Consider the following 21,800-nt stretch of genomic DNA (forward strand, 5'->3'; position numbering starts at 1 on the left):
TTTTTCTTCCTCTTAGTACAACGGCGATGCCGGTAAAAAAAGCTCCGTCAGAATTAACGGCTTACCGCTCAGGCGAAGGCGGGAACGACGCCCCCACAGTTCGGCATCACGACCAATTTCAATAAAATCCCGGGTAAGCTCAGACGAGGTGAAGAGGTAACGCCCCAGCGGCGTTTTCCCCAGGCGCTGCAGCGCCAGCTCGGGCCCGGAAAGGGTGGACTCGGGCACCACCGTCCGCCCGGCAAGCCACGGCTCACCGTCAGCACAGAGTAAAATTTCACGCAGCCAGTAGCGTGGCTCCTGCGGCAGCAGCGGCAGCTCACTGGCGATCTCATCGCCGGAGACAAACCCTTCCTGAATCAGGGTCACCGTAACCGTTTTACCCTGCTGCTCAAAACGTTTCGTCATGGAATCTTCCAGCAACAGCCAGTCAAGCTGCTGCGGATCAAGCGCAGGTATTTGGTCGAAATAGCGCAGCGCACGCAGTTGCGTTAGCGCGGGGTGTGACATGCCAGACTCTCCGATACATAACGTAATGGCATTGTATCGCAGAAACGCGGATTGAGGGGGGCCAAACGTTATTTAACGATCGCTATTGCAACAAGGGCGCAACAACCTGGCCGGGACGAAAAAAAGTGCGCCCACTCAGGCGCACCAAACGACTAACAAATCAGCACTGTGGGGAAACGGTTACCCCTTGCCTTTTACACTGCTGATAAAGGTGGAACGGGCAGTGGTTGAACCTAAACGTTCGGCTTCATCAAGCAGTTTCAGCGCTTTATCGACATCGCCGCGCTTCACCGCCTGCTTAATGGCGTTGTTGAAGTATTCTTCGGTGTCGTTCAGTACCGGCTCAGCTTTCTTCGCCGGGGCCGGCGCTGTGGTTGCTACCGGTGCGGCTGCCGTGGCAACTGGCGCGGCATAGGCCGGTGCAGCGGTATTCCCCACAGTCACCGGGCCTGGGCCAGACGAGCCAAACAGGGGGCCAACGAGTACGCTGGAGGCGCTGTTGGTGGAGACTTTCAGTTTGACCAGGCCATCAGTGGTATGACGGGCAAGCGGGTCCGGAATATCCGGAACAGAGTTGCCGGTGCCTTTGGCGTAGGCTTTCGCCGGGTCAACCAGCTTTGTGGTCTGCTGCAAATCTTTCTCTGTGGTGAAGACCAGCACGTAAATCTTTTGCTGTCCCAGGGCAGGCGTCAGGCGCATCACGCCTTGCAGGCGGTCTGCACTCATCACGCCAGGCTCCTGATAGCTAAAGTAGCTGCTCGGGAAGAAAGCAGAAGGCGTCAGGTTTTGGTCCAGAATCAGAACGTTAGGCGCAAAAACGCTTGTCTGCTTGTCCACTTCGCTGGTTAACGTCAGGGTCAGTTCACCAATGTTGGCCGGTACGCTGTAGGCGGCGACAGGCCCGGTGATTCCTGGCACGTTCAGCTGCTGGCCGCCCGTAGAAAGCTGTGTCGACTGCGTTTTGGATTGATCAACTGGCGTCCAGGTCAGCTGCTGGAGCGCCGCCGCCGGGATAGCCGGCGCAGCACTGGTATTTTGTGGTACGAAATTCACGTCTGCAAAGGAGACCGCCGGAACACAGGCCATCAGCTCCGCAGAGAGGCACAGCGCGACGAGACTTTTCTTCATTTTCATTGTTATTACCTCTGATAGCGTGAGCACTGCGGTGGCCAGGCAATAGCGCGCAGCACCCTAAGGATAGAGGGGCTTGCGCCCCTCTTTTAGGTCATTACGTCAGGTCTAACGAATTACCACCAGATTTCCATCTGGGCACCGAAGGTCCACTCATCGTCATCGCCGCGGCTGAAGGTTTTCGCGGAAGTGTCACTGTATGCCACGCCAGAGGTGTAGCCGGTGTCACTGTTGTTCGCATAGCCCCATTTCTCATCCCACTTCGCGTAAGTTGCGAAGACACGGATAGCCGGACGAGACCAGATGCTGTCGCCTGCCTGCCACTGTTGTGCCAGGGTAATTTTGTACTGGCTGTTTTTCTCGTCAGTTTTCTGAGATTTAACGTTGTCGTAGCCAACTTCCAGCAGGGTGCTCATGATCGGCGTCCATTTGAACATTGGACGAACACCCACGGTCCACCACTCGGTACCGTTGTTGTTGTCACGATCGATGTTCTGGTACATACCGACATACATCAGGTCCCAACGGTCTGCCAGGGTGATTGCACCGTGGTCCAGCACGCGCCACATGGAACCGTCGTTATCAACGCTACCACCTTGTGGGATGCCTTTGCCGTTAGAAGTCATAGAGTCCGTACCGTACTGCAGCACGAACTTGTTGAAGCCCTTCATCATGCTCTGGGTGTGTTCAGCGGTGAACAGCCAGCCATCTTTAGAGGCGCCAGGCTGCAGGTAGTAATCGTCTGGAATGTTGGTGTGACCGTAATCAACACCCAGCTCCAGCGTACCGCCCGGGTTAGTTTCCAGACCGGCTAAACGGACGTCGAAGACATCGTTTGGCACAACGTTGTCATAAACGCGGTCGCCATTCGCATCACGGTCGGCGAAGGTCGCGGAACCGCCGGACTCAGAAGAACGGGTTGCGGCCAGAGAGAGCTTACCGAAGCCCAGGTCGATGTTTTCGATACCCGCACCAGGACCAGAGATATCCCAGTAGTAGAAGTCGATCATGTGAACGTCATGACGCTGATAGAAGCGCTTACCGGCCCAGATGGTGGAGCCTGGCAGCCATTCAATCAGGTTTTTACCCTGCACGTTTGCTTCACGGAAGGCCGGGCTGGTGGATTCCCAGTCGTTCTGCTGAGAAACGGAATACGCGACGTTGGTGTCGAAGTAGAAGCTCTTATCGCCCTCTTTCCACACTTCCTGACCCAGTTTCAGTTCAGCATAGGTCTCACATTCGTTACCGAGACGGTATTTACTTTGAGCGCCTGTTGCCTGGAAACATTGTTGTTCACCGCCACTCCCGGTCCAGCCAATGCCGGAACGAGCATAACCTTTAAAGTCCACGGCGCCCGCCTGGGCAGACAGGATGCCTGCCGCAACGGCGATTGCCAGAGGGACTTGTTTGCGCAGAGTAATCATCATTCTATCTCCTGAGATCATTGCTTTTCTTTGAACACTTCACCTGTCGGTTTCGTGTCTTCTTTTGGGATTGCTTAAACGCCTGGCTCTTTGTGCAACCGACGACATGCAGTGCCATCCTCACGGAACAGATGGCAACGCTCTGGCGGCAAGCCGATAGCGAATTTGGCACCCTCTTCTACCAACACCACGTCATTCTGGCGGTAGACCAGGTTCTGACGGATGGCGGGGATCTGGATATGAATCTGTGTTTCGTGACCAAGCTGTTCGACGACCTGAACGTCACCTTCCAGGGTCACATCGGCGATGTGGCTCGGGAGTAAATGTTCAGGACGAATACCCAGGGACATGTTTGCCCCGACCTGTACGTTGGCGCTGTCGACCGGCAGCCAGACCTGCTGGCGGTTTGGCAGCTCCACCTGTACCTGTTCAATGGCTGTTGCGGTCACTTTGACGGGCAGGAAGTTCATCTTTGGCGAGCCAATGAAGCCCGCAACAAAGCGGTCTGCCGGGTAGTGATACAGCTCCAGCGGTTTACCCACCTGCGCCACGCGACCGGCATCCAGCACCACGATTTTGTCCGCCAGGGTCATCGCTTCGACCTGATCGTGGGTGACGTAAATCATCGTGCGGCCAAGACGTTTGTGCAGACGGGAGATTTCAATGCGCATCTGGACGCGCAGGGCGGCATCCAGGTTAGAGAGAGGTTCATCGAGCAGGAACACGCGCGGCTCGGCGACAAGGGTACGACCAATCGCCACGCGCTGACGCTGTCCACCGGAAAGCGCTTTTGGTTTACGCTCCAGCAGGTGCGCCAGCTGTAACACTTCCGCCACCTGCGTGACGCGCTGGTTAATGACCTCTTTTTTCGCGCCGGCCAGCTTCAGGCCAAAGGACATGTTCTCGGCAACGGAAAGATGGGGATAGAGTGCATAAGACTGGAACACCATGCCGACGCCACGTTCGGCAGGTGGGATGTCGTTCATTCGGGTATCACCGATCAGCAAGTCGCCGCTGGTGATGGTTTCAAGACCGGCAATCATACGCAGCAGAGTAGATTTACCACAGCCTGATGGGCCAACAAACACCACGAATTCACCTTCGTTGATGTCCAGATTGATGTCTTTCGACACCACAACGTCACCCCAGGCTTTCGTTACATTACGCAGCTGTACGCTCGCCATGCCCTTCTCCCTTCGTTACAACCTGTCACCGACAGAAACATTCAAGATAAGTTCACTATGGGGTATCCATTACTTTCCTGAATCCTCCACCCCCCGGCTTTTTTATGGGGGAGGAGGCGGGAGGATGAGAGAGCAGGCTCTGCGACCGCCGCTGGCGGGCTGAGGCGAAATTCGTGAAGCGGCCTGCAAAATTGGGTGTGTTTTTATGTGCGCCAGCACTCATAACTTAAATTTATGCAACGGAGATCACACAAACCGGGGGTGGGGCGTAGGGGTTGGGAGGATGGAAAGAGGATGTCAAATAAGGAGACTGAGTCACGTTGAACCACTGAAGTCATACCACGAGACATCACCAAAAGGATGGCAGATATGAATATCAAGACTGGCGCACGCGTTTTCGCATTGTCCGCCCTTGCAGCAATGATGATTTCCGCACCGGCGCTCGCCAAAATTGAAGAAGGCAAGCTGGTTATCTGGATTAACGGCGACAAAGGCTATAACGGCCTGGCCGAAGTGGGCAAAAAATTCGAGAAAGACACCGGTATCAAAGTTACCGTAGAGCACCCGGACAAGCTGGAAGAGAAATTCCCGCAGGTTGCCGCAACCGGCGACGGCCCGGACATTATCTTCTGGGCACATGACCGTTTCGGCGGTTACGCGCAGTCTGGTCTGCTGGCTGAAGTCACCCCGGACAAAGCGTTCCAGGACAAACTGTTCCCGTTCACCTGGGATGCCGTTCGCTATAACGGCAAACTGATTGCTTACCCAATCGCGGTTGAAGCCCTGTCCCTGATTTACAACAAAGACCTGGTACCAAACCCGCCGAAGACCTGGGAAGAGATCCCGAAACTGGATAAAGAGCTGAAGGCGAAAGGTAAATCTGCGCTGATGTTCAACCTGCAGGAACCGTACTTCACCTGGCCGCTGATTGCTGCCGACGGCGGTTACGCGTTCAAGTTTGAAAACGGCAAATACGACGTGAAAGACGTGGGCGTAGACAGCGCTGGCGCGAAAGCAGGCCTGACCTTCCTGGTTGACCTCATCAAGAATAAACACATGAACGCGGATACCGATTACTCCATCGCGGAAGCGGCGTTCAACAAAGGCGAAACCGCGATGACCATCAACGGTCCGTGGGCCTGGACCAACATCGATAAGAGCAAAATCAACTACGGCGTCACGCTGCTGCCAACCTTCAACGGCAAGCCGTCTAAACCGTTCGTGGGCGTGCTGAGCGCAGGCATCAACGCCGCCAGCCCGAACAAAGAGCTGGCGAAAGAGTTCCTGGAAAACTACCTGCTGACCGATCAGGGTCTGGACGAAGTGAACAAGGACAAACCGCTGGGCGCCGTTGCGCTGAAATCCTTCCAGGATCAGCTGGCGAAAGACCCACGCATCGCAGCTACCATGGATAACGCCCAGAAAGGCGAAATCATGCCGAACATCCCACAGATGGCCGCGTTCTGGTACGCCACCCGTACCGCCGTCATCAACGCCGCAAGCGGTCGCCAGACCGTTGATGCCGCGCTGAAAGATGCTCAGGGCCGTATTACTAAGTAAGTCTGAAAAACGGCGGGTGGCGCGTGCGCTTACCCGCCCTACGACTACGGCACGATCCGTAGGTCAGGTAAGCGCAGCGCCACCTGACGATAAGTTTCCACCGTTGTAGAGGAAGAACCCCATGGATGTCATTAAAAAGAAACACTGGTGGCAAAGCGACGCGCTGAAGTGGTCAGTGATAGGTCTGCTGTGCCTGCTGGTGGGTTACCTTGTTGTTTTAATGTACGTACAAGGGGAATATCTGTTTGCCATCATGACGCTGATTTTAAGCTCTGCTGGCCTGTATATTTTCGCCAACCGTAAAGCCTACGCCTGGCGCTATGTCTACCCTGGCGTGGCCGGAATGGGGCTGTTTGTTCTCTTCCCGCTGATCTGTACCATCGCCATTGCGTTCACCAACTACAGCAGCACTAACCAGCTCGCGCAAGAACGCGCAACGCAGGTGCTTCTGGATCGCTCTTATCAGGCCGGTAAGACTTTTAACTTCGGCCTGTATCCTGCCGGTAACGAGTGGAAGTTAGCGCTTACTGACGAAGCAAGCAGCAAATACTATGTCTCCGACGCGTTCAAATTTGGCGGCGAGCAGAAGCTGACCCTAAAAGAGGCCGCAGCGCTGCCGGAAGGTGAACGTGCCAACCTGCGCGTCATTACCCAGAACCGCCAGGCGCTGACCCAGCTCACCGCCGTGCTGCCAGATGAAAGCAAAGTGACCATGAGCTCGCTGCGCCAGTTCTCCGGCACACAGCCGCTCTACACCCTGGCGGATGACGGTACGCTGACCAACAACCAGAGCGGCGTGAAATATCGTCCGAACAACGACATTGGTTTCTATCAATCCATTACTGCCGATGGCAAATGGGGTGATGACAAACTCAGCCCGGGCTATACCGTGACCATCGGCTGGGATAACTTTACCCGCGTGTTCACTGACGAAGGCATTCAGAAACCGTTCTTCGCCATCTTCGTCTGGACGGTCGTCTTCTCGGTGCTGACCGTGATCCTGACCGTTGCCGTAGGCATGGTGCTGGCCTGCCTCGTCCAGTGGGAATCCCTGAAAGGCAAAGCGATTTACCGCGTGCTGCTGATCCTGCCCTACGCCGTACCGTCGTTTATCTCGATTCTGATTTTCAAAGGGCTGTTCAACCAGAGCTTCGGTGAAATCAACATGATGCTGAGCGCGCTGTTCGGCATCAAACCGGCCTGGTTCAGCGACCCGACCACCGCCCGCTCGATGATTATCATCGTGAATACCTGGCTGGGTTATCCGTACATGATGATTCTGTGCATGGGGCTGCTGAAGGCCATCCCGGACGACCTGTACGAAGCCTCGGCGATGGACGGCGCGGGTCCGTTCCAGAACTTCTTCAAAATTACGCTGCCGCTGCTCATCAAGCCGCTGACCCCGCTGATGATTGCCAGCTTCGCCTTTAACTTTAACAACTTCGTGCTGATTCAGCTGTTGACCAACGGTGGCCCGGACCGCCTTGGCACCACGACGCCGGCAGGCTATACCGACCTGCTCGTGAGCTACACCTACCGTATCGCCTTCGAAGGCGGCGGCGGTCAGGACTTCGGTCTGGCGGCGGCAATAGCCACCCTGATCTTCCTGCTGGTCGGCGCCCTGGCGATTGTGAACCTGAAAGCCACACGTATGAAATTTGACTAAGGAGGGCATCGATCATGGCTATGGTACAACCCAAATCTCAGAAGTTGCGCCTCCTGGCGACGCACTTAGGCCTGCTGATTTTTATTGCGGCGATCATGTTCCCGCTGCTGATGGTTATCGCCATCTCCCTGCGTTCGGGTAACTTCGCCACCGGGAGCCTGATCCCGGACGAAATCTCCTGGGAGCACTGGAAGCTCGCGCTGGGCTTCAGCGTGGAACACGCGGATGGCCGCGTCACGCCGCCGCCGTTCCCGGTCCTGCTGTGGCTGTGGAACTCGGTCAAAGTGGCGACAATCACCGCTATCGGCATCGTGACGCTCTCCACGACCTGTGCTTACGCCTTCGCCCGTATGCGTTTCCCTGGCAAAGCGACGCTGCTGAAAGGGATGCTGATTTTCCAGATGTTCCCGGCGGTGCTGTCGCTGGTGGCGCTGTATGCCCTGTTTGACCGCCTGGGCCAGTACGTGCCGTTTATCGGTCTGAACACCCACGGCGGCGTGATCTTCGCCTACCTTGGCGGTATCGCGCTGCACGTGTGGACCATTAAAGGCTATTTCGAAACCATCGATGGCTCGCTGGAAGAAGCGGCCGCGCTGGATGGCGCAACCCCGTGGCAGGCGTTCCGTCTGGTTCTGCTGCCGCTGTCGGTGCCTATCCTGGCGGTGGTGTTTATCCTGTCGTTTATCGCCGCCATCACCGAAGTGCCGGTTGCGTCGCTGCTGCTGCGCGATGTAAACAGCTACACCCTGGCCGTCGGTATGCAGCAATACCTCAACCCGCAAAACTACCTGTGGGGCGACTTTGCCGCGGCGGCCGTACTCTCCGCCATCCCGATTACCGTGGTGTTCCTGCTGGCACAGCGCTGGCTGGTCAACGGCCTGACGGCGGGCGGTGTGAAAGGTTAAGTTTCATTTTGTTATGCCACTGCAACCCTCAACTTTAGACGTATTGTATTGACCCAACTTGTGACTGTTGTTAGGCGCTCTTCGGAGCGCCATTTTTTTATTCTCGCTTCAGCCGCTTCGAATTACACAGCCAGAGGGTGATCACCAGCAGCAGGATCGCCGCGGAGTAGATCAGCACATCAAGGGGAGATTTATGATCGACGATGATCAGCCGCACTATCGCGGTGATCCCAATGTAGACAAAATAACGTAGCGGGAAGTGAAAGCCTGACTGAAAATACTTCACAATCAGGGCGATAAATTCAAAGTAGAGAAAGTAGACCACCAGTCCTTCCACCAGCGCATATTTGCTGGTTTGCTCGGGGGCGAACAGTACATCCGCCAGATGCACCGTCTCTTTACCCAAAAAGACGACCAGTATCAGGCCAAGGCTCAACAGACCGAGGTTCAGTACGGTCTGGAGGACTGTTGAGATAAACTCAACGCGCGGACGAGTCAGGGATGTCATACAGCACCTCATTCTCCAGGGCGAGGTTCCTGTATAACGCAAAAATGTGACGTGGATCTATATTTTTTAATTATGTTTTATGTACGGAGGTAACCGATGGAACGTAAACCTACCGGGGTTCGCAACGTAACCTGCGGTGAAAATGTCACCCTTTACGAACCCGCCAATCTCTATGACTGCGTGCTCGGCAACGGCGTGTTCGTCGGCCCGTTTGTTGAAATTCAGGGCAATACCTGCATTGGAGACGACAGCAAAATTCAGTCGCACACCTTCATTTGCGAGTACGTCACCGTAGGCGAACGCTGCTTTATTGGCCATGGGGTGATGTTTGCCAACGATATGTTCCGCGAAGGCAAACCCAACGCTGACCGGAACAGCTGGGGACGCATTACCGTGGGGAATGATGTCTCGATAGGCAGCGGTGCCACCATTCTGGCGGTCTCCATCTGCGATGGCGCGGTGATTGGGGCGGGAAGCGTGGTGACGAAATCGATCGTCGAGAAAGGTGTCTATGCCGGGAACCCGGCGAGGCTACTGCGCCGCTTGTGATTCGCCCGGTGGCGCTGCGCTTACCGGGCCTACAAAATAGTAGGCCGGGCAAACGCAGTGCCGCCCGGCGTGAAGCATCAGCGGAAGTTAATGTTCTTATCGCTCGTCATGTCATACAGCTGGAACTTACGACCCAGCTGCTGACCGCCGTCACGCGTTAGCGGCGTCCAGCCAATAGCCGCGCGGCTGCGGGTTGGGCCTGACGAGAACAGATCCAGCGGAATCGACACATAGACCCCTTTGGTGAAGTCCCCTTCCCCGTACTCGTCCGGCGAGACGTTGGTGATCGTCGCGTAACCGCCTACCACCACGCCGCTGTCGAAGTGTTTAGAAATATCCAGCGTACCGCCCTTATCGCCTGCCAGGTACTGGCCCACGCTGGCTTTCACCAGCACGTCAGGTGCGAACGACGGTGTCCAGTAGGCGGTCAGATGGCCCGTTTTGACGCTGTAGTCGGTGAACTTCATCATGTCCTGCGCGCTGCGCCAGTCGCGCTGCTTGACGTAGTTGGCATCAACACCAAACGCCCAGTTGCTGTCTACCGGACGATACAGCACCTCTGCCCCCGCCCCGCCGTACATGGTTTCCAGATACCCGCCGTAGACCTGGCCGTAGAAGCCGTTGCCGAAGTACTGGAAGTAGTTGGCCTGCAGGTTATTCACGTAGGCATCGTTCTGCACGTATTCACGCACACGGGTACGCACGCGCGGCAGTTTCGAGTCTTTAGGCGGGTTGGTGTAGTTGAACTTGTCGTAGTTGTTGGCGATGTTGCCGAACAGGCTGCCGGTGGTCAGCAGGTGGTCGGTGAGCCACAGATCCGCCGTCGCCATGACGCCCAGCTGATACATGTAGAAGTTTTCAGGCCCGCCGACGGACTGGTTCAGCACCGGATCGATATGGAAATCAAAGCGCGATTTATCGATATACCAGCCCTGTTCGGTGGTGTCCGGCACCACCGGCTCAACGCGTTTTTGCACCAGCTCGGTTTCATGCCCGAGCGGTTCGCCTTCCAGATGGCGCTTGAGGCTGGCGACGTCCGTTTCGGTTGTAACCTGCGGCAGGTTGAGGCGGTTCTCCGTCACGCGGATCGTGCGGATCCCCTCCGGCAGATCGTTCATAACGATCCGATTGGCGCGCTCGATCCCTTCCCGCGAGTCGCGGTATTTCACCTGCTCGCCGGTGACGTAAAGCGTATCGCCCTTGGTCTGAATCTTCGGATCCGCCAGACCGGCATTGTATTTCAGCAGCGTCAGCTGGTTTGCCACCACGGAGTGCTGCAGGATCGCATCCTGCGGCTCCGGCTGATAGGCAGGCCGCGCGTTATCATTGTAGTGCGGGCGCATGTCGTTGAAGTTGGTGCGCAGCGTGAAGCCAAACATCACCGTATTGCCACGCTCGTAGCTGAGGTTAACGTCGGCCCAGTCAGTGACGCGATAAATGGCGCCGACGTTAAACTTGCTCTTCTGCTCAATCTTCCCGGCGAAGTCCTGCGAGTAGTCATTCCCTTCATACTCCAGCTTCAGGCGCAATGGCTGCCAGGGCGTCTGATATTCAACGCCGCCAAACAGCGACGCCGGACCGTGGAACATCTGGTCGCCGTTGATAGAGCCCGCTTTCTGATAGCTGTTATCGCGGTAGCAGTATTTATCGCTGTAGGAGCAAAACGGGTTTTTCACGTTGCCGCTGGTGCCCAGATAGCCCCACCCCAGGCCGAGCGAGAAGTCGAACGGCCCCCAGGCTTTGCTGGCCACGACGTATTCCGCATCAAACAGACCGGTACCGCCGATATCTTTCGCACCCACGGACACCTGCGGCATCCAGTAGCTCTCTTCCCACAGGCGCAGTTTGACGTCGAAGGCTTTATCCTTGTAGGTCTGATCGCCGGAGAACGCCTCTACGCTGCTGTACCGTTTAGTACGCACGTCGGTATAGCGCAGCGTGGTTTCAAGCCACGGGAACAGCTGCACCGACGCCGAGTAGTAGCGATACTGGTCGTTATCGCGGTAGTTAAGGCTAATTTCCCCTTCCCGCGCCATCCGCGCGGTAGGCGTTTGCAGTAAACCGACGCCGCCGAAGTCTGACTGAGACGGGCCAATGGGTGCCGGATACGTTTCTGCATGGCAGGCGGCACTCACGCAGAGCGCCAGCATGCTGTAGAGATGGATTCTTTTCATTATTCCGGTATCCGCTGAATCAGGGAGTGAAGGATATCGGCGTTAAGCCCGTCATATGCCTTCGTCCAGAAATGGTCGGCAAAACCGACAAAAATAATGCTGCCTGGCATGGGTTCGATATGGCGCTTGTTCCAGTAAGCAACCGGCGCTTTTTGCGTGTGCCCGTCAGGGTAAACGACCCAGGCGTAGCTGTTATCCGCCCCGCTCAGCAGGCTCTGCTCGTCGAGGTAGCTCGCCACATCGCGGCCAGGCATAAAGGGCTTTTTACCCGGGCTGCTGATAAGCCCGAAAACGGTAATGGTGGAAGGCTGGGCAGGTAGCCAGAGGGTGTAATCCCCTTCAAGCGTAGGGTTGCCCTTTTCCGTAACGCGCACTTCATCTGGGTCAAGGTTCACTTTCTGGCGACCTGTCACCTTCAGCGCCTGCAGCTGCTGGCGAACGTGGTTAATGGCTGCGACATCGTCGCCGTCTTCCTGCTCCGCCAAACCCGTCAGGCGAGCCAGCAGCGCAAGATGCTCTTGCTCCGCCTTAACCGTTGCCTGACGCTCGCCGATCACCGCCCCTTGCCACCAGCTGTTGGCAAGCCTGGGCTGCCCGACGAGATCGAGCAGATGATCTGCGTTAGTTAAGGTCTTGGGTTTTTCACTGTCCGGCGTGTAGACCTGTACCGTCCCGGCGGACCATGCCAGCGGCGCGGCAAGACTGGCGAGAAGCGCAACCTGGATAAGCATTTTCATGATTTCGCCGCCTTGATCAGAGTGCTCTTCACCGGGAAGAAATTGGCGCCGAGATACTGCAGGGACTGGCGGATCTGCCCGTCTTCGTCAATCCAGAAGCGGTTATGCCAGGTGGCCTGGTCAGTGACGACTTCTTCATCCAGCACGCGAACACGGGTTTCGTCGCTGCCCACGCTGACGCTGTCCGTGCCGTCCCATCGGAAGGTAGAGCGCGCCGTGGCGTAACGCACCTGCTTATGTTCGGTCCAGCCCATCGTGCGCGTCCAGCTTGCGCCGTCGGTAACCTGGTTAGGTTTGATCAGCGGGTCGGCAGCGAGGTTATTTACCTCAAGCAGGTTATCGCCGCCCAACAGGGTTTTTACGATACGACCGTGCTGCGTCACGATGGTGGCCTGATCCTGCGTCACCCATTTCTGCTGCCCGTTTTCATCGAAAGCGAGCACCACAAACAGCTGCGGGCCATCGTTAAGCTGCATGTACTGACTGGCATAAGGCATGTTCTGCAGTTCGTCATCGGTCAGATGCACGCCCGGCGTGCCGAACATGCTGTCCCACAGTGAGTTTCCCAGCCCTTTGGTGGTGGCCGAGCACGCCTGCAAAAGCAGGCAAATCAGGATGATCCCAGGTCGCTTCACGACTCTTCTCCGCATTATTGCCGGGTGGCGCTGCGCTTACCCGGCCTACAGGTCCCGAAGGCTACTGAAAAGCCAGAATAACCACACCGAAGTGTGGTTATGATTAAAACACCCGCTATTACTGGGTGCTGGTTGTCGTAGTGGTCGTGGTTCCGGTATTGGAGCCATCACCGCCACCGGTTGCCGCCAGCGCGACACCCACGGCTGAACTTACGGTGCTGGCGCTGGCCGCGGTAGAACTCCCCGCAGACGCAGACGTCGCAGCCGAACCTGCCGCTTCCCCGACCTGAACCGGAGCAGCATAGACAGATGTCGCCGCAAGCGCAGATATGGCAAAAATGCCATACAGTACTTTCTTCATAAGAATTTCCCTTCATTTAATGAATGGAGATTTGCCCAAAAAGAATTTCAGGCGGATTCGAGTATACACAACTCCCGCCGCGGGTTTGCCGTAAGGGGAAATAGGAAAGGGGTTTTCAGACTAATGGATAAAATTGAAATATAAGGAGAATTAACGGAATATAAAAAACAAGCAAATCAGTGATATAGAATTAAATAAAGGTCATTGCATTATCCGTATATTCCGAAAGTAAACCGCAGTGATTAACGGGTTAACGGCTTTTTTCAGATAAAACTCAGTAAAGGAATTAGAGCTAAATAACAGACATCAGGAATTATCCGATAAAAAAATGCCGGCATTTCGCCGGCACGTTTTCATGACGTTTTAATTACGCGCGCCATGCTTTATAGCGGTTGATCAAACCATTTGTCGAGCTGTCATGGCTGGCAATCGCCTTATCGTCACCCAGCTCTGGCAGGATACGGTTTGCCAGCTGTTTGCCCAGCTCAACGCCCCACTGGTCAAAGGTGAAGATGTTCAGGATCGCGCCCTGCGTGAAGATTTTATGCTCATAAAGGGCAATCAGCGCACCCAGGCTAAACGGCGTGATTTCGCGCAGCAGGATGGAGTTGGTTGGGCGGTTGCCTTCGAATACTTTGAACGGAACAACGTGGTCCAGGGTTGCCGGGTCTTTACCCTGATCGCGGTATTCCTGCTCAACCACCTCGCGGGATTTACCGAACGCCAGCGCTTCGGTCTGGGCGAAGAAGTTCGACAGCAGCTTCGGATGGTGGTCGGACAGCGGATTATGGGTGATAGCCGGAGCGATGAAATCGCACGGTACCATTTTGGTGCCCTGGTGGATCAGCTGGTAGAACGCGTGCTGACCGTTGGTGCCCGGCTCGCCCCAGATGATTGGGCCGGTCTGGTAATCCACCGCGTTGCCGTTACGGTCAACGTATTTACCGTTGGATTCCATGTTGCCCTGCTGGAAGTAGGCTGCAAAGCGGTGCATGTACTGGTCGTACGGCAGGATGGCTTCGGTTTCAGCACCGAAGAAGTTGTTGTACCAGATACCGATCAGCGCCAGCAGTACCGGCAGGTTTTTCTCAGGAGCGGTCGTGGAGAAATGTTTATCCATCGCGTGCGCGCCGGAGAGCAGCTCAACGAAGTTGTCGAAGCCCACGGAGAGAATGATGGACAGACCGATCGCGGACCACAGAGAGTAACGACCGCCGACCCAGTCCCAGAACTCAAACATGTTCGCGGTGTCGATGCCGAACTCGCTGACCGCTTTACCGTTGGTGGACAGCGCCGCGAAGTGTTTCGCCACGTGCTTGTTGTCGCCCGCGGTTTTCAGGAACCAGTCGCGCGCGCTGTGGGCGTTGGTCATGGTTTCCTGGGTGGTGAAGGTTTTGGACGCCACCAGGAACAGCGTGGTTTCCGGGTTCACGTTCTTCAGCACTTCGGCGATGTGGGTACCATCAACGTTAGAGACGAAGTGCATGTTGAGGTGGTTTTTGTAAGGGCGCAGCGCTTCGGTCACCATGAACGGGCCGAGGTCAGAACCGCCGATACCGATGTTAACCACGTCGGTGATCGGTTTGCCGGTGTAGCCTTTCCAGCTTCCGGAGATGATTGCTTCAGAGAAGGCTTTCATCTTTTCCAGCACCGCGTTGACTTCCGGCATGACGTCTTTGCCGTCAACGATGATTGGCGTATTGCTACGGTTACGCAGGGCTACGTGCAGCACGGCACGGTCTTCGGTGCGGTTGATCTTCTCACCGGAGAACATGGATTTGATGGCGTCAGCAAGCTCGGTCTCTTTCGCCAGATCCTGCAGTTTTGCCAGCGTCTCTTCGGTAATGCGGTTTTTGGAGAAATCCACCAGCATCAGGTCGTCGAAGGTCGCGGAGAACTTACTGAAACGATCGGCATCTTTCGCGAACAGGTCCGCGATGGTGACGTCTTTCATTTCATCAAAATGTTTCTGGAGTGCCTGCCAGGCAGCGGTCTGCGTTGGGTTGATGTTTTTCATTAGCAATACTCTTCTGATTTGAGAATTGTGACTGCGGTCGATTGTAGCGCCTGCAAATAAAAATTGTGATGGTTTTTATGCCATTGCCCTGGCCTGCATCAAACGCAGGTGAAAAGACCCGAAAAGTATAGCTGCTGAAGAGCCCTCCCGGGGCGGCGAAATGTCGGTCAAAATACCCTAAAACGGAGCATAAAATCTGGTGCTGTTATAAGTCCTGTTTCTCAGGGGTACCCCCCCATAAAAAATCCGCATAATCCCAGCATTGACAGGACCTCCCCCGCATTTTATTTATAGGGCCGTATTTTGCGCCTGCACCTGTTTTCGTTTCACTCTTGTGCCATGGTCGCTTATTCATTCCCTGACACGAGGTTGTTATGACGAGTTTTGTGGTCGCCAAATTTGGCGGCACCAGTGTGGCCGATTACGATGCCATGAACCGCAGCGCCGATGTGGTGCTGGCCGATCCGAATACCCGCCTGGTGGTGCTTTCCGCCTCTGCCGGCGTGACGAACCTGCTGGTTTCTCTGTCTGAAGGACTGGAAGCGACCGAACGTTTCGTGAAGCTGGATGCACTGCGCAAAATTCAGTTCGACATTCTTGAACGTCTGCAGAACCCGAACGTCATCCGCGAAGAAGTGGAACGTCTGCTGGAAAACATCACCACCCTGGCAGAAGCTGCTTCTCTGGCAACCTCCACCGCCCTGACTGACGAACTGGTCAGCCACGGTGAACTGATGTCCACGCTGCTGTTTGTGGAGATCATGCGCGAACGTAACATTCAGGCGCAGTGGTTTGACGTGCGTAAAGTGATGCGTACCAGCGATCGCTTCGGCCGCGCCGAGCCGGACGTTGAAGCGCTGGCCGAGCTGACCACTCAGCAGCTAGCACCGCGTCTGGCAGAGGGTATCGTGATCACCCAGGGCTTTATCGGCAGTGAAGCAAAAGGGCGTACGACAACGCTTGGCCGTGGCGGCAGCGACTATACCGCCGCTCTGCTGGGCGAAGCCCTGCATGCCACCCGCGTCGATATCTGGACTGACGTTCCGGGCATTTACACCACCGACCCGCGCGTCGTTTCCGCGGCGAAACGTATTGATGTGATCGCGTTTGAAGAAGCGGCGGAAATGGCCACCTTCGGCGCGAAAGTGCTGCACCCTGCTACGCTGCTGCCCGCCGTACGCAGCGATATTCCGGTCTTCGTCGGCTCCAGTAAAGATCCAAAAGCGGGCGGTACGCTGGTGTGCAAGAAAACGGAAAACCCACCGCTGTTCCGCGCGCTGGCCCTGCGCCGTCGCCAGACGCTGGTGACGCTCCACAGCCACAATATGCTGCACTCCCGCGGTTTCCTGGCGGAGGTGTTTGGCATTCTGGCGCGGCACAATATCTCCGTGGATCTGATCACCACCTCTGAAGTGAGCATTGCGCTGACGCTGGACACTACCGGCTCCACCTCCACGGGCGATACCCTGCTGACGCAGTCGCTGCTGATTGAGCTGTCTGAGCTGTGCCGCGTGGAAGTGGAAGAAGACCTGGCGCTGGTTGCCATCATCGGTAACAAACTGTCGCGCGCCTGCGGCGTCGGCAAAGAAGTGTTCGGCGTACTCGACCCGTTCAGCATTCGTATGATTTGCTACGGCGCATCCAGCTATAACCTCTGCTTCCTGGTGCCAGCCGATCAGGCCGAGCAGGTGGTGCAGAAACTTCATCAGAATTTGTTTGAATAAAATTCGTTAGCACGATAAACATTATCTACAAGCCGGGCACAGACCCGGCTTTTTCATAACTAAACAACACGACAATACTGCAAGGAAACCACTATGTTATCCGCCATCACGCGGCTGTTCCCGTTATGGGCGCTGCTGCTCTCCGTACTCGCGTATTATACCCCCACCACGTTCACCGGTATTGGCCCGTGGGTCACCACCCTGCTGATGCTCATTATGCTGGGCATGGGCGTGCATCTGAAAATCGACGACTTTAAGCGCGTGCTGTCCCGCCCGGCTCCGGTTGCCGCAGGGATCTTCCTCCACTACCTGGTGATGCCTCTTGCGGCGTGGCTGCTGGCGATGGCCTTTAAGATGCCGCCTGACCTCTCCGCCGGGATGGTGCTGGTAGGTAGCGTAGCCAGCGGCACAGCGTCCAACGTGATGATCTTTCTTGCGAAAGGCGACGTGGCGCTCTCCGTCACTATCTCTTCCGTCTCAACGCTGGTTGGCGTGATTGCCACACCGCTGTTGACCCGCCTGTACGTGGACGCGCATATTCAGGTGGACGTGATGGGCATGCTGCTGAGCATTCTGCAAATCGTGGTGATCCCGATTGCGCTGGGCCTGGTGATTCACCATCTTTTCCCACGCGTGGTGAAAGCGGTTGAGCCGTATCTGCCTGCGTTTTCGATGGTCTGTATTCTGGCCATCATCAGCGCCGTGGTGGCGGGTTCCGCGTCACACATTGCTTCCGTAGGATTTGTGGTGATTGTCGCGGTGGTACTGCATAACACCATCGGCCTGCTGGGCGGCTACTGGGGCGGGAAGCTGTTTGGCTTTGACGAGTCGACCTGCCGCACGCTGGCAATCGAGGTGGGCATGCAGAACTCCGGCCTGGCGGCGGCGCTCGGGAAAATCTACTTCTCACCGCTCGCGGCACTGCCGGGGGCCCTGTTCTCCGTCTGGCATAATCTGTCCGGTTCGCTGCTGGCGGGCTACTGGTCCGGCAAACCGATTGATGGGCAAACGAAAAAAGATGCGGTGAAACAGGGTTAATTGGCGGTACTTGCTTTACACTGAAGCCTCTCTCTCAGGAGGCTTCAGCAATGGCTACACCACGATTGACCCAGAAAGACATGACGGAAGCCGAGCAGCGCGAACTTAAAACGCTTCTCGACCGTGCACGCATCGCACATGGCCGTACGCTGACGAACGCCGAAACCAATCAGGTGAAAAAAGAGTACATCGATAAACTGATGGCTCAGCGTGACGCCGAGGCGAAGAAAGCCCGCAAACTGAAAAAGCAGCAGGCCTATAAGCCGGATACAGAAACGACCTTCTCCTGGTCGGCCACGACCTCTACCCGTGGAAGGCGCTAACTAGCGCCCTTTCTTTTTACGGCCAGGCTGGACAAAGCGCTTCCCGTTGGCCGGTTTGCCACGTCCTTTCTCTTCCGCCTGCGGCGCCTTCACCACCGGGCGCTTAATCGCCTGGGTTTTCGGTTTTGCTTTAGCCTTCGGCTTCGCTTCGGACGAGGAATTCTCGATGAGCTTGAACAGCTCAATCAGCTCGTCGCCGGTTAAATCACGCCACTCCCCCAGCGGGATACCGGACAGGCTGACGTTCATAATGCGCGTGCGCTCGAGCTTCGTCACCTCATAGCCAAAGTATTCGCACATACGGCGGATCTGACGGTTTAAGCCCTGCACCAGGGTAATGCGGAACGCGAACGGTGCTTCTTTCTTCACCTTACACTTTTTCGTGACGGTACCGAGGATTGGCACACCGGCGCCCATGCCGCGAATAAACTCGTCCGTGACCGGCTTATTCACCGTCACGATGTACTCTTTCTCGTGATCGTTACCGGCACGCAGAATTTTGTTGACCAGATCGCCATGGTTGGTGAGGAAAATCAGCCCCTGAGAGTCTTTATCCAGACGGCCAATCGGGAAGATACGGCTGCTGTGGTTCACGAAATCAACGATGTTGTCCCGCTCACCGTCTTCCGTGGTGCTGACAATCCCAACCGGTTTATTCAACGCGATAAACACCAGGTCTTCAGCATCGCGCGGCTCGATGAGCTGACCATTCACTTTGACCACGTCGCCAGGCATCACCTGGTCACCAATCGTGGCGCGTTTGCCGTTGAGGAACACGTTACCCTGTTCAATGTAACGGTCCGCCTCGCGACGTGAGCAGATCCCGCTCTCGCTAATGTATTTGTTTAATCGGGTTGATTGAGTTGGCAGCATAGTTTCTCCTGTGAAGGGCGAAATATACCTTACCTTGCGGCTGACAAAAAAGTGTTAGTAACCGTTGATCAAAAAATCGAGTGCATCCCGCAATGAAGCCCGGTTTTGCGTAAGATCGGCGACACGCTCGCCTAACTCTTTTGGCGATATGCCTGCCATCATATGCACCATGACCACGCAAGGCTTACCCGCTATCTCAACGACAGGGCACACTTTCGCAGGCGGTTGAATGCCTCCCAGGTGTCTAAGCTCAACTGCGGGAGCAACCAGGACATGTTTCATCACATTGGCCACCGGATGCTGCATATTGATTAGCCAAGGATAGGCAGTTTTCCCCTTACCTTCATTCTCATAAGCAAAATATTGCTCCATCAGAACGACCTCTGAAAGTCACTAAAGGAGCCGTTTTCATCAACCCATTGGTTAATGGCCTCGATAGAAGCTTTATTTTCTGCTAACCACTCTGCACGCTGATGCGCACGAAACTGCTCCTGCAGTGCAGCCGTGAGCACGGCAGAGAGATTAAGTTTAAGCCGTCTCGCCTCTTCCAGGATTTCTGGCGCTAACGACACATTGACTGATTTTTTGATGCCATGCGTAGTGCGCATGAAAACCCCCATAGGAATGCGCATGAATTGGCGAAGTGTAGCGTAATAAACGAGCATTTTCTATTCCCTTAAAAATGTAAGGTCTGAAGAGTAAATGGCGCGTTATAAGATGTCACGCCTCGCGAAACGGTTTTGCGAGGCGCTTTCAGAGATTAATACTCATCCCGCTCGTCATCTTCATCCGGTTGTTCCATCACGCTGTAGGCCACCGCGCAGAACAACGAGTTGAGGCGTTTCATATCGCCCAGCAGCCCCAGGTGGAGCGAGCTGGTTTCGATGCTCTGCACGTTCTGCTGGTGCAGACGCTCAACGTGGGCGTGCGAGTAGCGACGGTTAAGAATGCGGAAGCGATGCTTGTTGCGGCGCAGGCGGCGCGCGCTCGGCACGTCGCTGGAGAAGAAGACCGACATGGCCAGCTTCAGGTTGCTCACCAGCTGTTCGTGCAGCGCCTCCAGCTCCTTCAGGCCTTCACCTGAAAACGCCCGACGCGCGGCAAGGGATTTGTCGGCGATCTCGCTGCCCATGCGCTCAACGATATCTGAGGCCTGCTCAAGGTTAAGCGACATCTCAATGATTTCCGCCCATCGGCGGGACTCCTCTTCCGCCAGCTCATCCTGCGGCATACGCGCCAGGTAAAGCTTGATGGCGGTATAAAGCACGTTGATATCGTCCGCCAGCCTGCGCAGTTCTTTCTCTTCTCGCGGCTCGCCGTGCATCACCTTTTGCAGGCCTTCGAGCATGGTTTCCATGGCGTCGCCCATGCGCAGCGTCTCGCGAGCGGCATTCGCCAGCGCCAGCGCCGGGGTATCCAGCGCGGAGGTATCCAGATGCTTCGGTTTCAGGCGCGCGTCCAGCTCCGGTTCATCCTGAATAAGGCGTTCGCAGAATCGGGCCATCGGCTCAGCGAAAGGTACCATCGCCAGGCAGCGCACCAAGTTATAGAAAACGTGGAAATAGATCACCAGCTCCGCCTTCGGCAGCGGGAGGTTGTCCATCAGGTTCGCCAGGGGATGGATAAAGGGCAGGATAAGCAGGCTACCCACCAGCTTAAACAGCAGGCTGCCGAGGGCCACGCGACGCGCGGCAGCGTTGGCGGCGCTGTTATTGAGCATCGCCAGCAGGCCAGAGCCGAGGTTAGCCCCGATCACCAGGCACAGCGCCACCGGGAAGGAGATCGCCCCCGCAGCGGTGAGCGTTGCGGTCAGCAGCACGGCGGCCAGGCTGGAGTAGCTGACGATGGCAAACACCGCGCCGATCAGCGCGTCCAGCATGATGTCACCGGTCAGGGAGGCAAAGATGACCTGCACGCCGTTGGCCTCGGTGATAGGCGTGACCGCCTGCACAATCAGCTCCAGCGCCAGCAGGATCAGCCCCAGGCCAATCCCCACGCGCCCAAGCTGTCCGGCCCGCGTCTGCTTGCGGCCGAGGAAGAAGATAACGCCGACAAAAATCAGCAGCGGAGACAGCCAGGAGAGATCGAACGTCAGGATACGCGCCATCAGCGCGGTACCCACGTCGGCACCCAGCACAATAACCAGTGCCGGAGCCAGTGCCACCAGATCCTGCGCCACAAAGGAGGTGACCAGCAGGGTTGTGGCGTTACTGCTCTGAACCAGCGCCGTTACGCCAATGCCCGCGCAGAAGGCGAGCGGCTTCTTCTCAACGCTGCTGCTGAGAACGGTACGTAAACGGGCACCAAAGACCCGCATCACGCCGGTACGGACGATATGGGTGCCCCAGACGAGCAGTGCGACTGCAGAGAGCAGATGTAACAGGGTCAGCACGGAAGGTTTTCCTCCTTATCGTTATTCGTTTTCCTTAGGTTCAGTATAAGGGTTTAAACGTAAGAAAGAGACAGGGCGCCCAATGAGCG

Annotated in this window: 21 protein-coding genes; 7 read left to right on the plus strand and 14 right to left on the minus strand. The window is 56.2% G+C overall.

What is annotated here, in order from left to right:
* Positions 1 to 12 precede the first annotated feature (12 nt).
* The 4 genes from ubiC to malK all read right to left on the minus strand — a co-directional run bounded on the left by ubiC (position 13) and on the right by malK (position 4,249).
* The gene (ubiC, locus tag AC3WOK_RS22175; RefSeq protein WP_023334136.1) at positions 13 to 510 is read right to left on the minus strand and encodes a chorismate lyase; all 498 of its coding nucleotides are present in this window, start codon (positions 508 to 510) and stop codon (positions 13 to 15) included.
* A 180-nt stretch (positions 511 to 690) separates the two neighbouring features.
* Positions 691 to 1,644, minus strand: coding sequence for a maltose operon protein MalM (gene malM, locus AC3WOK_RS22180; RefSeq protein WP_492355119.1), 954 nt, complete (start codon positions 1,642 to 1,644; stop codon positions 691 to 693).
* Between the two features lie 113 nt (positions 1,645 to 1,757).
* The gene (locus tag AC3WOK_RS22185) at positions 1,758 to 3,068 is read right to left on the minus strand and encodes a maltoporin (protein WP_047345624.1); all 1,311 of its coding nucleotides are present in this window, start codon (positions 3,066 to 3,068) and stop codon (positions 1,758 to 1,760) included.
* A gap of 71 nt (positions 3,069 to 3,139) precedes the next feature.
* A complete protein-coding gene (gene malK / locus AC3WOK_RS22190) occupies positions 3,140 to 4,249 on the minus strand; it encodes a maltose/maltodextrin ABC transporter ATP-binding protein MalK (protein ID WP_059312961.1) in 1,110 nt (369 codons plus the stop codon).
* A gap of 369 nt (positions 4,250 to 4,618) precedes the next feature.
* On the opposite strand from malK, the gene malE reads away from it, so the two are divergent.
* The 3 genes from malE (at position 4,619) to malG (ending at position 8,380) form a co-directional block, all read left to right on the plus strand.
* Positions 4,619 to 5,809 (plus strand): maltose/maltodextrin ABC transporter substrate-binding protein MalE, encoded by a 1,191-nt coding sequence (gene malE / locus AC3WOK_RS22195; RefSeq protein WP_492355120.1) that lies wholly within the window; start codon positions 4,619 to 4,621, stop codon positions 5,807 to 5,809.
* A gap of 121 nt (positions 5,810 to 5,930) precedes the next feature.
* The gene (gene malF / locus AC3WOK_RS22200; protein WP_059312963.1) at positions 5,931 to 7,475 is read left to right on the plus strand and encodes a maltose ABC transporter permease MalF; all 1,545 of its coding nucleotides are present in this window, start codon (positions 5,931 to 5,933) and stop codon (positions 7,473 to 7,475) included.
* A 14-nt stretch (positions 7,476 to 7,489) separates the two neighbouring features.
* The gene (gene malG / locus AC3WOK_RS22205; RefSeq protein ID WP_003860332.1) at positions 7,490 to 8,380 is read left to right on the plus strand and encodes a maltose ABC transporter permease MalG; all 891 of its coding nucleotides are present in this window, start codon (positions 7,490 to 7,492) and stop codon (positions 8,378 to 8,380) included.
* Positions 8,381 to 8,477: 97 nt separating this feature from the next.
* Here the strand turns inward: malG and psiE are convergent, their stop codons facing one another.
* Entirely contained in the window at positions 8,478 to 8,888 is a 411-nt protein-coding gene (gene psiE, locus AC3WOK_RS22210) for a phosphate-starvation-inducible protein PsiE (protein WP_021242727.1), read from the minus strand.
* A 96-nt stretch (positions 8,889 to 8,984) separates the two neighbouring features.
* Here psiE and AC3WOK_RS22215 point away from each other — a divergent pair, with 96 nt between their 5' ends.
* Positions 8,985 to 9,437 carry an acyltransferase gene (locus tag AC3WOK_RS22215; protein WP_492355121.1) on the plus strand — a complete coding sequence of 151 codons (453 nt, stop codon included), beginning with the start codon at positions 8,985 to 8,987 and terminating at the stop codon, positions 9,435 to 9,437.
* A gap of 77 nt (positions 9,438 to 9,514) precedes the next feature.
* Here the strand turns inward: AC3WOK_RS22215 and AC3WOK_RS22220 are convergent, their stop codons facing one another.
* From AC3WOK_RS22220 to pgi, 5 genes are all read right to left on the minus strand, one after another.
* Positions 9,515 to 11,611, minus strand: a complete 2,097-nt coding sequence (locus tag AC3WOK_RS22220; protein ID WP_059312965.1) for a YjbH domain-containing protein — start codon at positions 11,609 to 11,611, stop codon at positions 9,515 to 9,517.
* A complete protein-coding gene (locus AC3WOK_RS22225) occupies positions 11,611 to 12,348 on the minus strand; it encodes a capsule biosynthesis GfcC family protein (RefSeq protein ID WP_074170392.1) in 738 nt (245 codons plus the stop codon). Before AC3WOK_RS22225 ends, AC3WOK_RS22220 begins: the two co-directional genes overlap by 1 nt.
* The gene (locus tag AC3WOK_RS22230) at positions 12,345 to 12,983 is read right to left on the minus strand and encodes a YjbF family lipoprotein (RefSeq protein ID WP_063432020.1); all 639 of its coding nucleotides are present in this window, start codon (positions 12,981 to 12,983) and stop codon (positions 12,345 to 12,347) included. The genes AC3WOK_RS22225 and AC3WOK_RS22230 overlap by 4 nt, the downstream gene beginning before the upstream one ends.
* 118 nt (positions 12,984 to 13,101) lie before the next feature.
* Positions 13,102 to 13,344 carry an exopolysaccharide production protein YjbE gene (yjbE, locus tag AC3WOK_RS22235; protein WP_008503423.1) on the minus strand — a complete coding sequence of 81 codons (243 nt, stop codon included), beginning with the start codon at positions 13,342 to 13,344 and terminating at the stop codon, positions 13,102 to 13,104.
* Between the two features lie 367 nt (positions 13,345 to 13,711).
* Positions 13,712 to 15,361 (minus strand): glucose-6-phosphate isomerase, encoded by a 1,650-nt coding sequence (gene pgi / locus AC3WOK_RS22240; protein WP_047345632.1) that lies wholly within the window; start codon positions 15,359 to 15,361, stop codon positions 13,712 to 13,714.
* A 374-nt stretch (positions 15,362 to 15,735) separates the two neighbouring features.
* Here pgi and lysC point away from each other — a divergent pair, with 374 nt between their 5' ends.
* From lysC to AC3WOK_RS22255, 3 genes are all read left to right on the plus strand, one after another.
* Positions 15,736 to 17,085 carry a lysine-sensitive aspartokinase 3 gene (gene lysC, locus AC3WOK_RS22245; RefSeq protein WP_047345633.1) on the plus strand — a complete coding sequence of 450 codons (1,350 nt, stop codon included), beginning with the start codon at positions 15,736 to 15,738 and terminating at the stop codon, positions 17,083 to 17,085.
* A 93-nt stretch (positions 17,086 to 17,178) separates the two neighbouring features.
* Complete coding sequence (panS, locus tag AC3WOK_RS22250) at positions 17,179 to 18,123, plus strand: ketopantoate/pantoate/pantothenate transporter PanS (RefSeq protein WP_059312968.1); 945 nt, start codon at positions 17,179 to 17,181, stop codon at positions 18,121 to 18,123.
* Between the two features lie 50 nt (positions 18,124 to 18,173).
* Positions 18,174 to 18,446 carry a YjbD family protein gene (locus AC3WOK_RS22255; RefSeq protein WP_059312969.1) on the plus strand — a complete coding sequence of 91 codons (273 nt, stop codon included), beginning with the start codon at positions 18,174 to 18,176 and terminating at the stop codon, positions 18,444 to 18,446.
* Here the strand turns inward: AC3WOK_RS22255 and rluF are convergent, their stop codons facing one another.
* The 4 genes from rluF to AC3WOK_RS22275 all read right to left on the minus strand — a co-directional run bounded on the left by rluF (position 18,447) and on the right by AC3WOK_RS22275 (position 21,711).
* Complete coding sequence (gene rluF / locus AC3WOK_RS22260; protein ID WP_047345636.1) at positions 18,447 to 19,319, minus strand: 23S rRNA pseudouridine(2604) synthase RluF; 873 nt, start codon at positions 19,317 to 19,319, stop codon at positions 18,447 to 18,449.
* Positions 19,320 to 19,373: 54 nt separating this feature from the next.
* The gene (locus AC3WOK_RS22265; RefSeq protein WP_059312970.1) at positions 19,374 to 19,691 is read right to left on the minus strand and encodes a CcdB family protein; all 318 of its coding nucleotides are present in this window, start codon (positions 19,689 to 19,691) and stop codon (positions 19,374 to 19,376) included.
* Entirely contained in the window at positions 19,691 to 19,984 is a 294-nt protein-coding gene (locus AC3WOK_RS22270; RefSeq protein ID WP_059312971.1) for a type II toxin-antitoxin system CcdA family antitoxin, read from the minus strand. Before AC3WOK_RS22270 ends, AC3WOK_RS22265 begins: the two co-directional genes overlap by 1 nt.
* 95 nt (positions 19,985 to 20,079) lie before the next feature.
* Positions 20,080 to 21,711 (minus strand): Na/Pi cotransporter family protein, encoded by a 1,632-nt coding sequence (locus AC3WOK_RS22275; RefSeq protein WP_059312972.1) that lies wholly within the window; start codon positions 21,709 to 21,711, stop codon positions 20,080 to 20,082.
* Between the last annotated feature and the right edge of the window lie 89 nt (positions 21,712 to 21,800).

The sequence above is a fragment of the Enterobacter sp. FW301-JW81 genome (assembly GCF_058788735.1).

Excerpts from the sequence above, each read along its gene's own strand:
- ubiC (WP_023334136.1), bottom strand. The coding sequence starts at position 510 with ATGTCACACCCCGCGCTAACGCAACTGCGTGCGCTGCGCTATTTCGAC.
- malM (WP_492355119.1), bottom strand. The coding sequence starts at position 1,644 with ATGAAAATGAAGAAAAGTCTCGTCGCGCTGTGCCTCTCTGCGGAGCTG.
- AC3WOK_RS22185 (WP_047345624.1), bottom strand. The coding sequence starts at position 3,068 with ATGATGATTACTCTGCGCAAACAAGTCCCTCTGGCAATCGCCGTTGCG.
- malK (WP_059312961.1), bottom strand. The coding sequence starts at position 4,249 with ATGGCGAGCGTACAGCTGCGTAATGTAACGAAAGCCTGGGGTGACGTT.
- malE (WP_492355120.1), top strand. The coding sequence starts at position 4,619 with ATGAATATCAAGACTGGCGCACGCGTTTTCGCATTGTCCGCCCTTGCA.
- malF (WP_059312963.1), top strand. The coding sequence starts at position 5,931 with ATGGATGTCATTAAAAAGAAACACTGGTGGCAAAGCGACGCGCTGAAG.
- malG (WP_003860332.1), top strand. The coding sequence starts at position 7,490 with ATGGCTATGGTACAACCCAAATCTCAGAAGTTGCGCCTCCTGGCGACG.
- psiE (WP_021242727.1), bottom strand. The coding sequence starts at position 8,888 with ATGACATCCCTGACTCGTCCGCGCGTTGAGTTTATCTCAACAGTCCTC.
- AC3WOK_RS22215 (WP_492355121.1), top strand. The coding sequence starts at position 8,985 with ATGGAACGTAAACCTACCGGGGTTCGCAACGTAACCTGCGGTGAAAAT.
- AC3WOK_RS22220 (WP_059312965.1), bottom strand. The coding sequence starts at position 11,611 with ATGAAAAGAATCCATCTCTACAGCATGCTGGCGCTCTGCGTGAGTGCC.
- AC3WOK_RS22225 (WP_074170392.1), bottom strand. The coding sequence starts at position 12,348 with ATGAAAATGCTTATCCAGGTTGCGCTTCTCGCCAGTCTTGCCGCGCCG.
- yjbE (WP_008503423.1), bottom strand. The coding sequence starts at position 13,344 with ATGAAGAAAGTACTGTATGGCATTTTTGCCATATCTGCGCTTGCGGCG.
- pgi (WP_047345632.1), bottom strand. The coding sequence starts at position 15,361 with ATGAAAAACATCAACCCAACGCAGACCGCTGCCTGGCAGGCACTCCAG.
- lysC (WP_047345633.1), top strand. The coding sequence starts at position 15,736 with ATGACGAGTTTTGTGGTCGCCAAATTTGGCGGCACCAGTGTGGCCGAT.
- panS (WP_059312968.1), top strand. The coding sequence starts at position 17,179 with ATGTTATCCGCCATCACGCGGCTGTTCCCGTTATGGGCGCTGCTGCTC.
- AC3WOK_RS22255 (WP_059312969.1), top strand. The coding sequence starts at position 18,174 with ATGGCTACACCACGATTGACCCAGAAAGACATGACGGAAGCCGAGCAG.
- rluF (WP_047345636.1), bottom strand. The coding sequence starts at position 19,319 with ATGCTGCCAACTCAATCAACCCGATTAAACAAATACATTAGCGAGAGC.
- AC3WOK_RS22265 (WP_059312970.1), bottom strand. The coding sequence starts at position 19,691 with ATGGAGCAATATTTTGCTTATGAGAATGAAGGTAAGGGGAAAACTGCC.
- AC3WOK_RS22270 (WP_059312971.1), bottom strand. The coding sequence starts at position 19,984 with ATGCTCGTTTATTACGCTACACTTCGCCAATTCATGCGCATTCCTATG.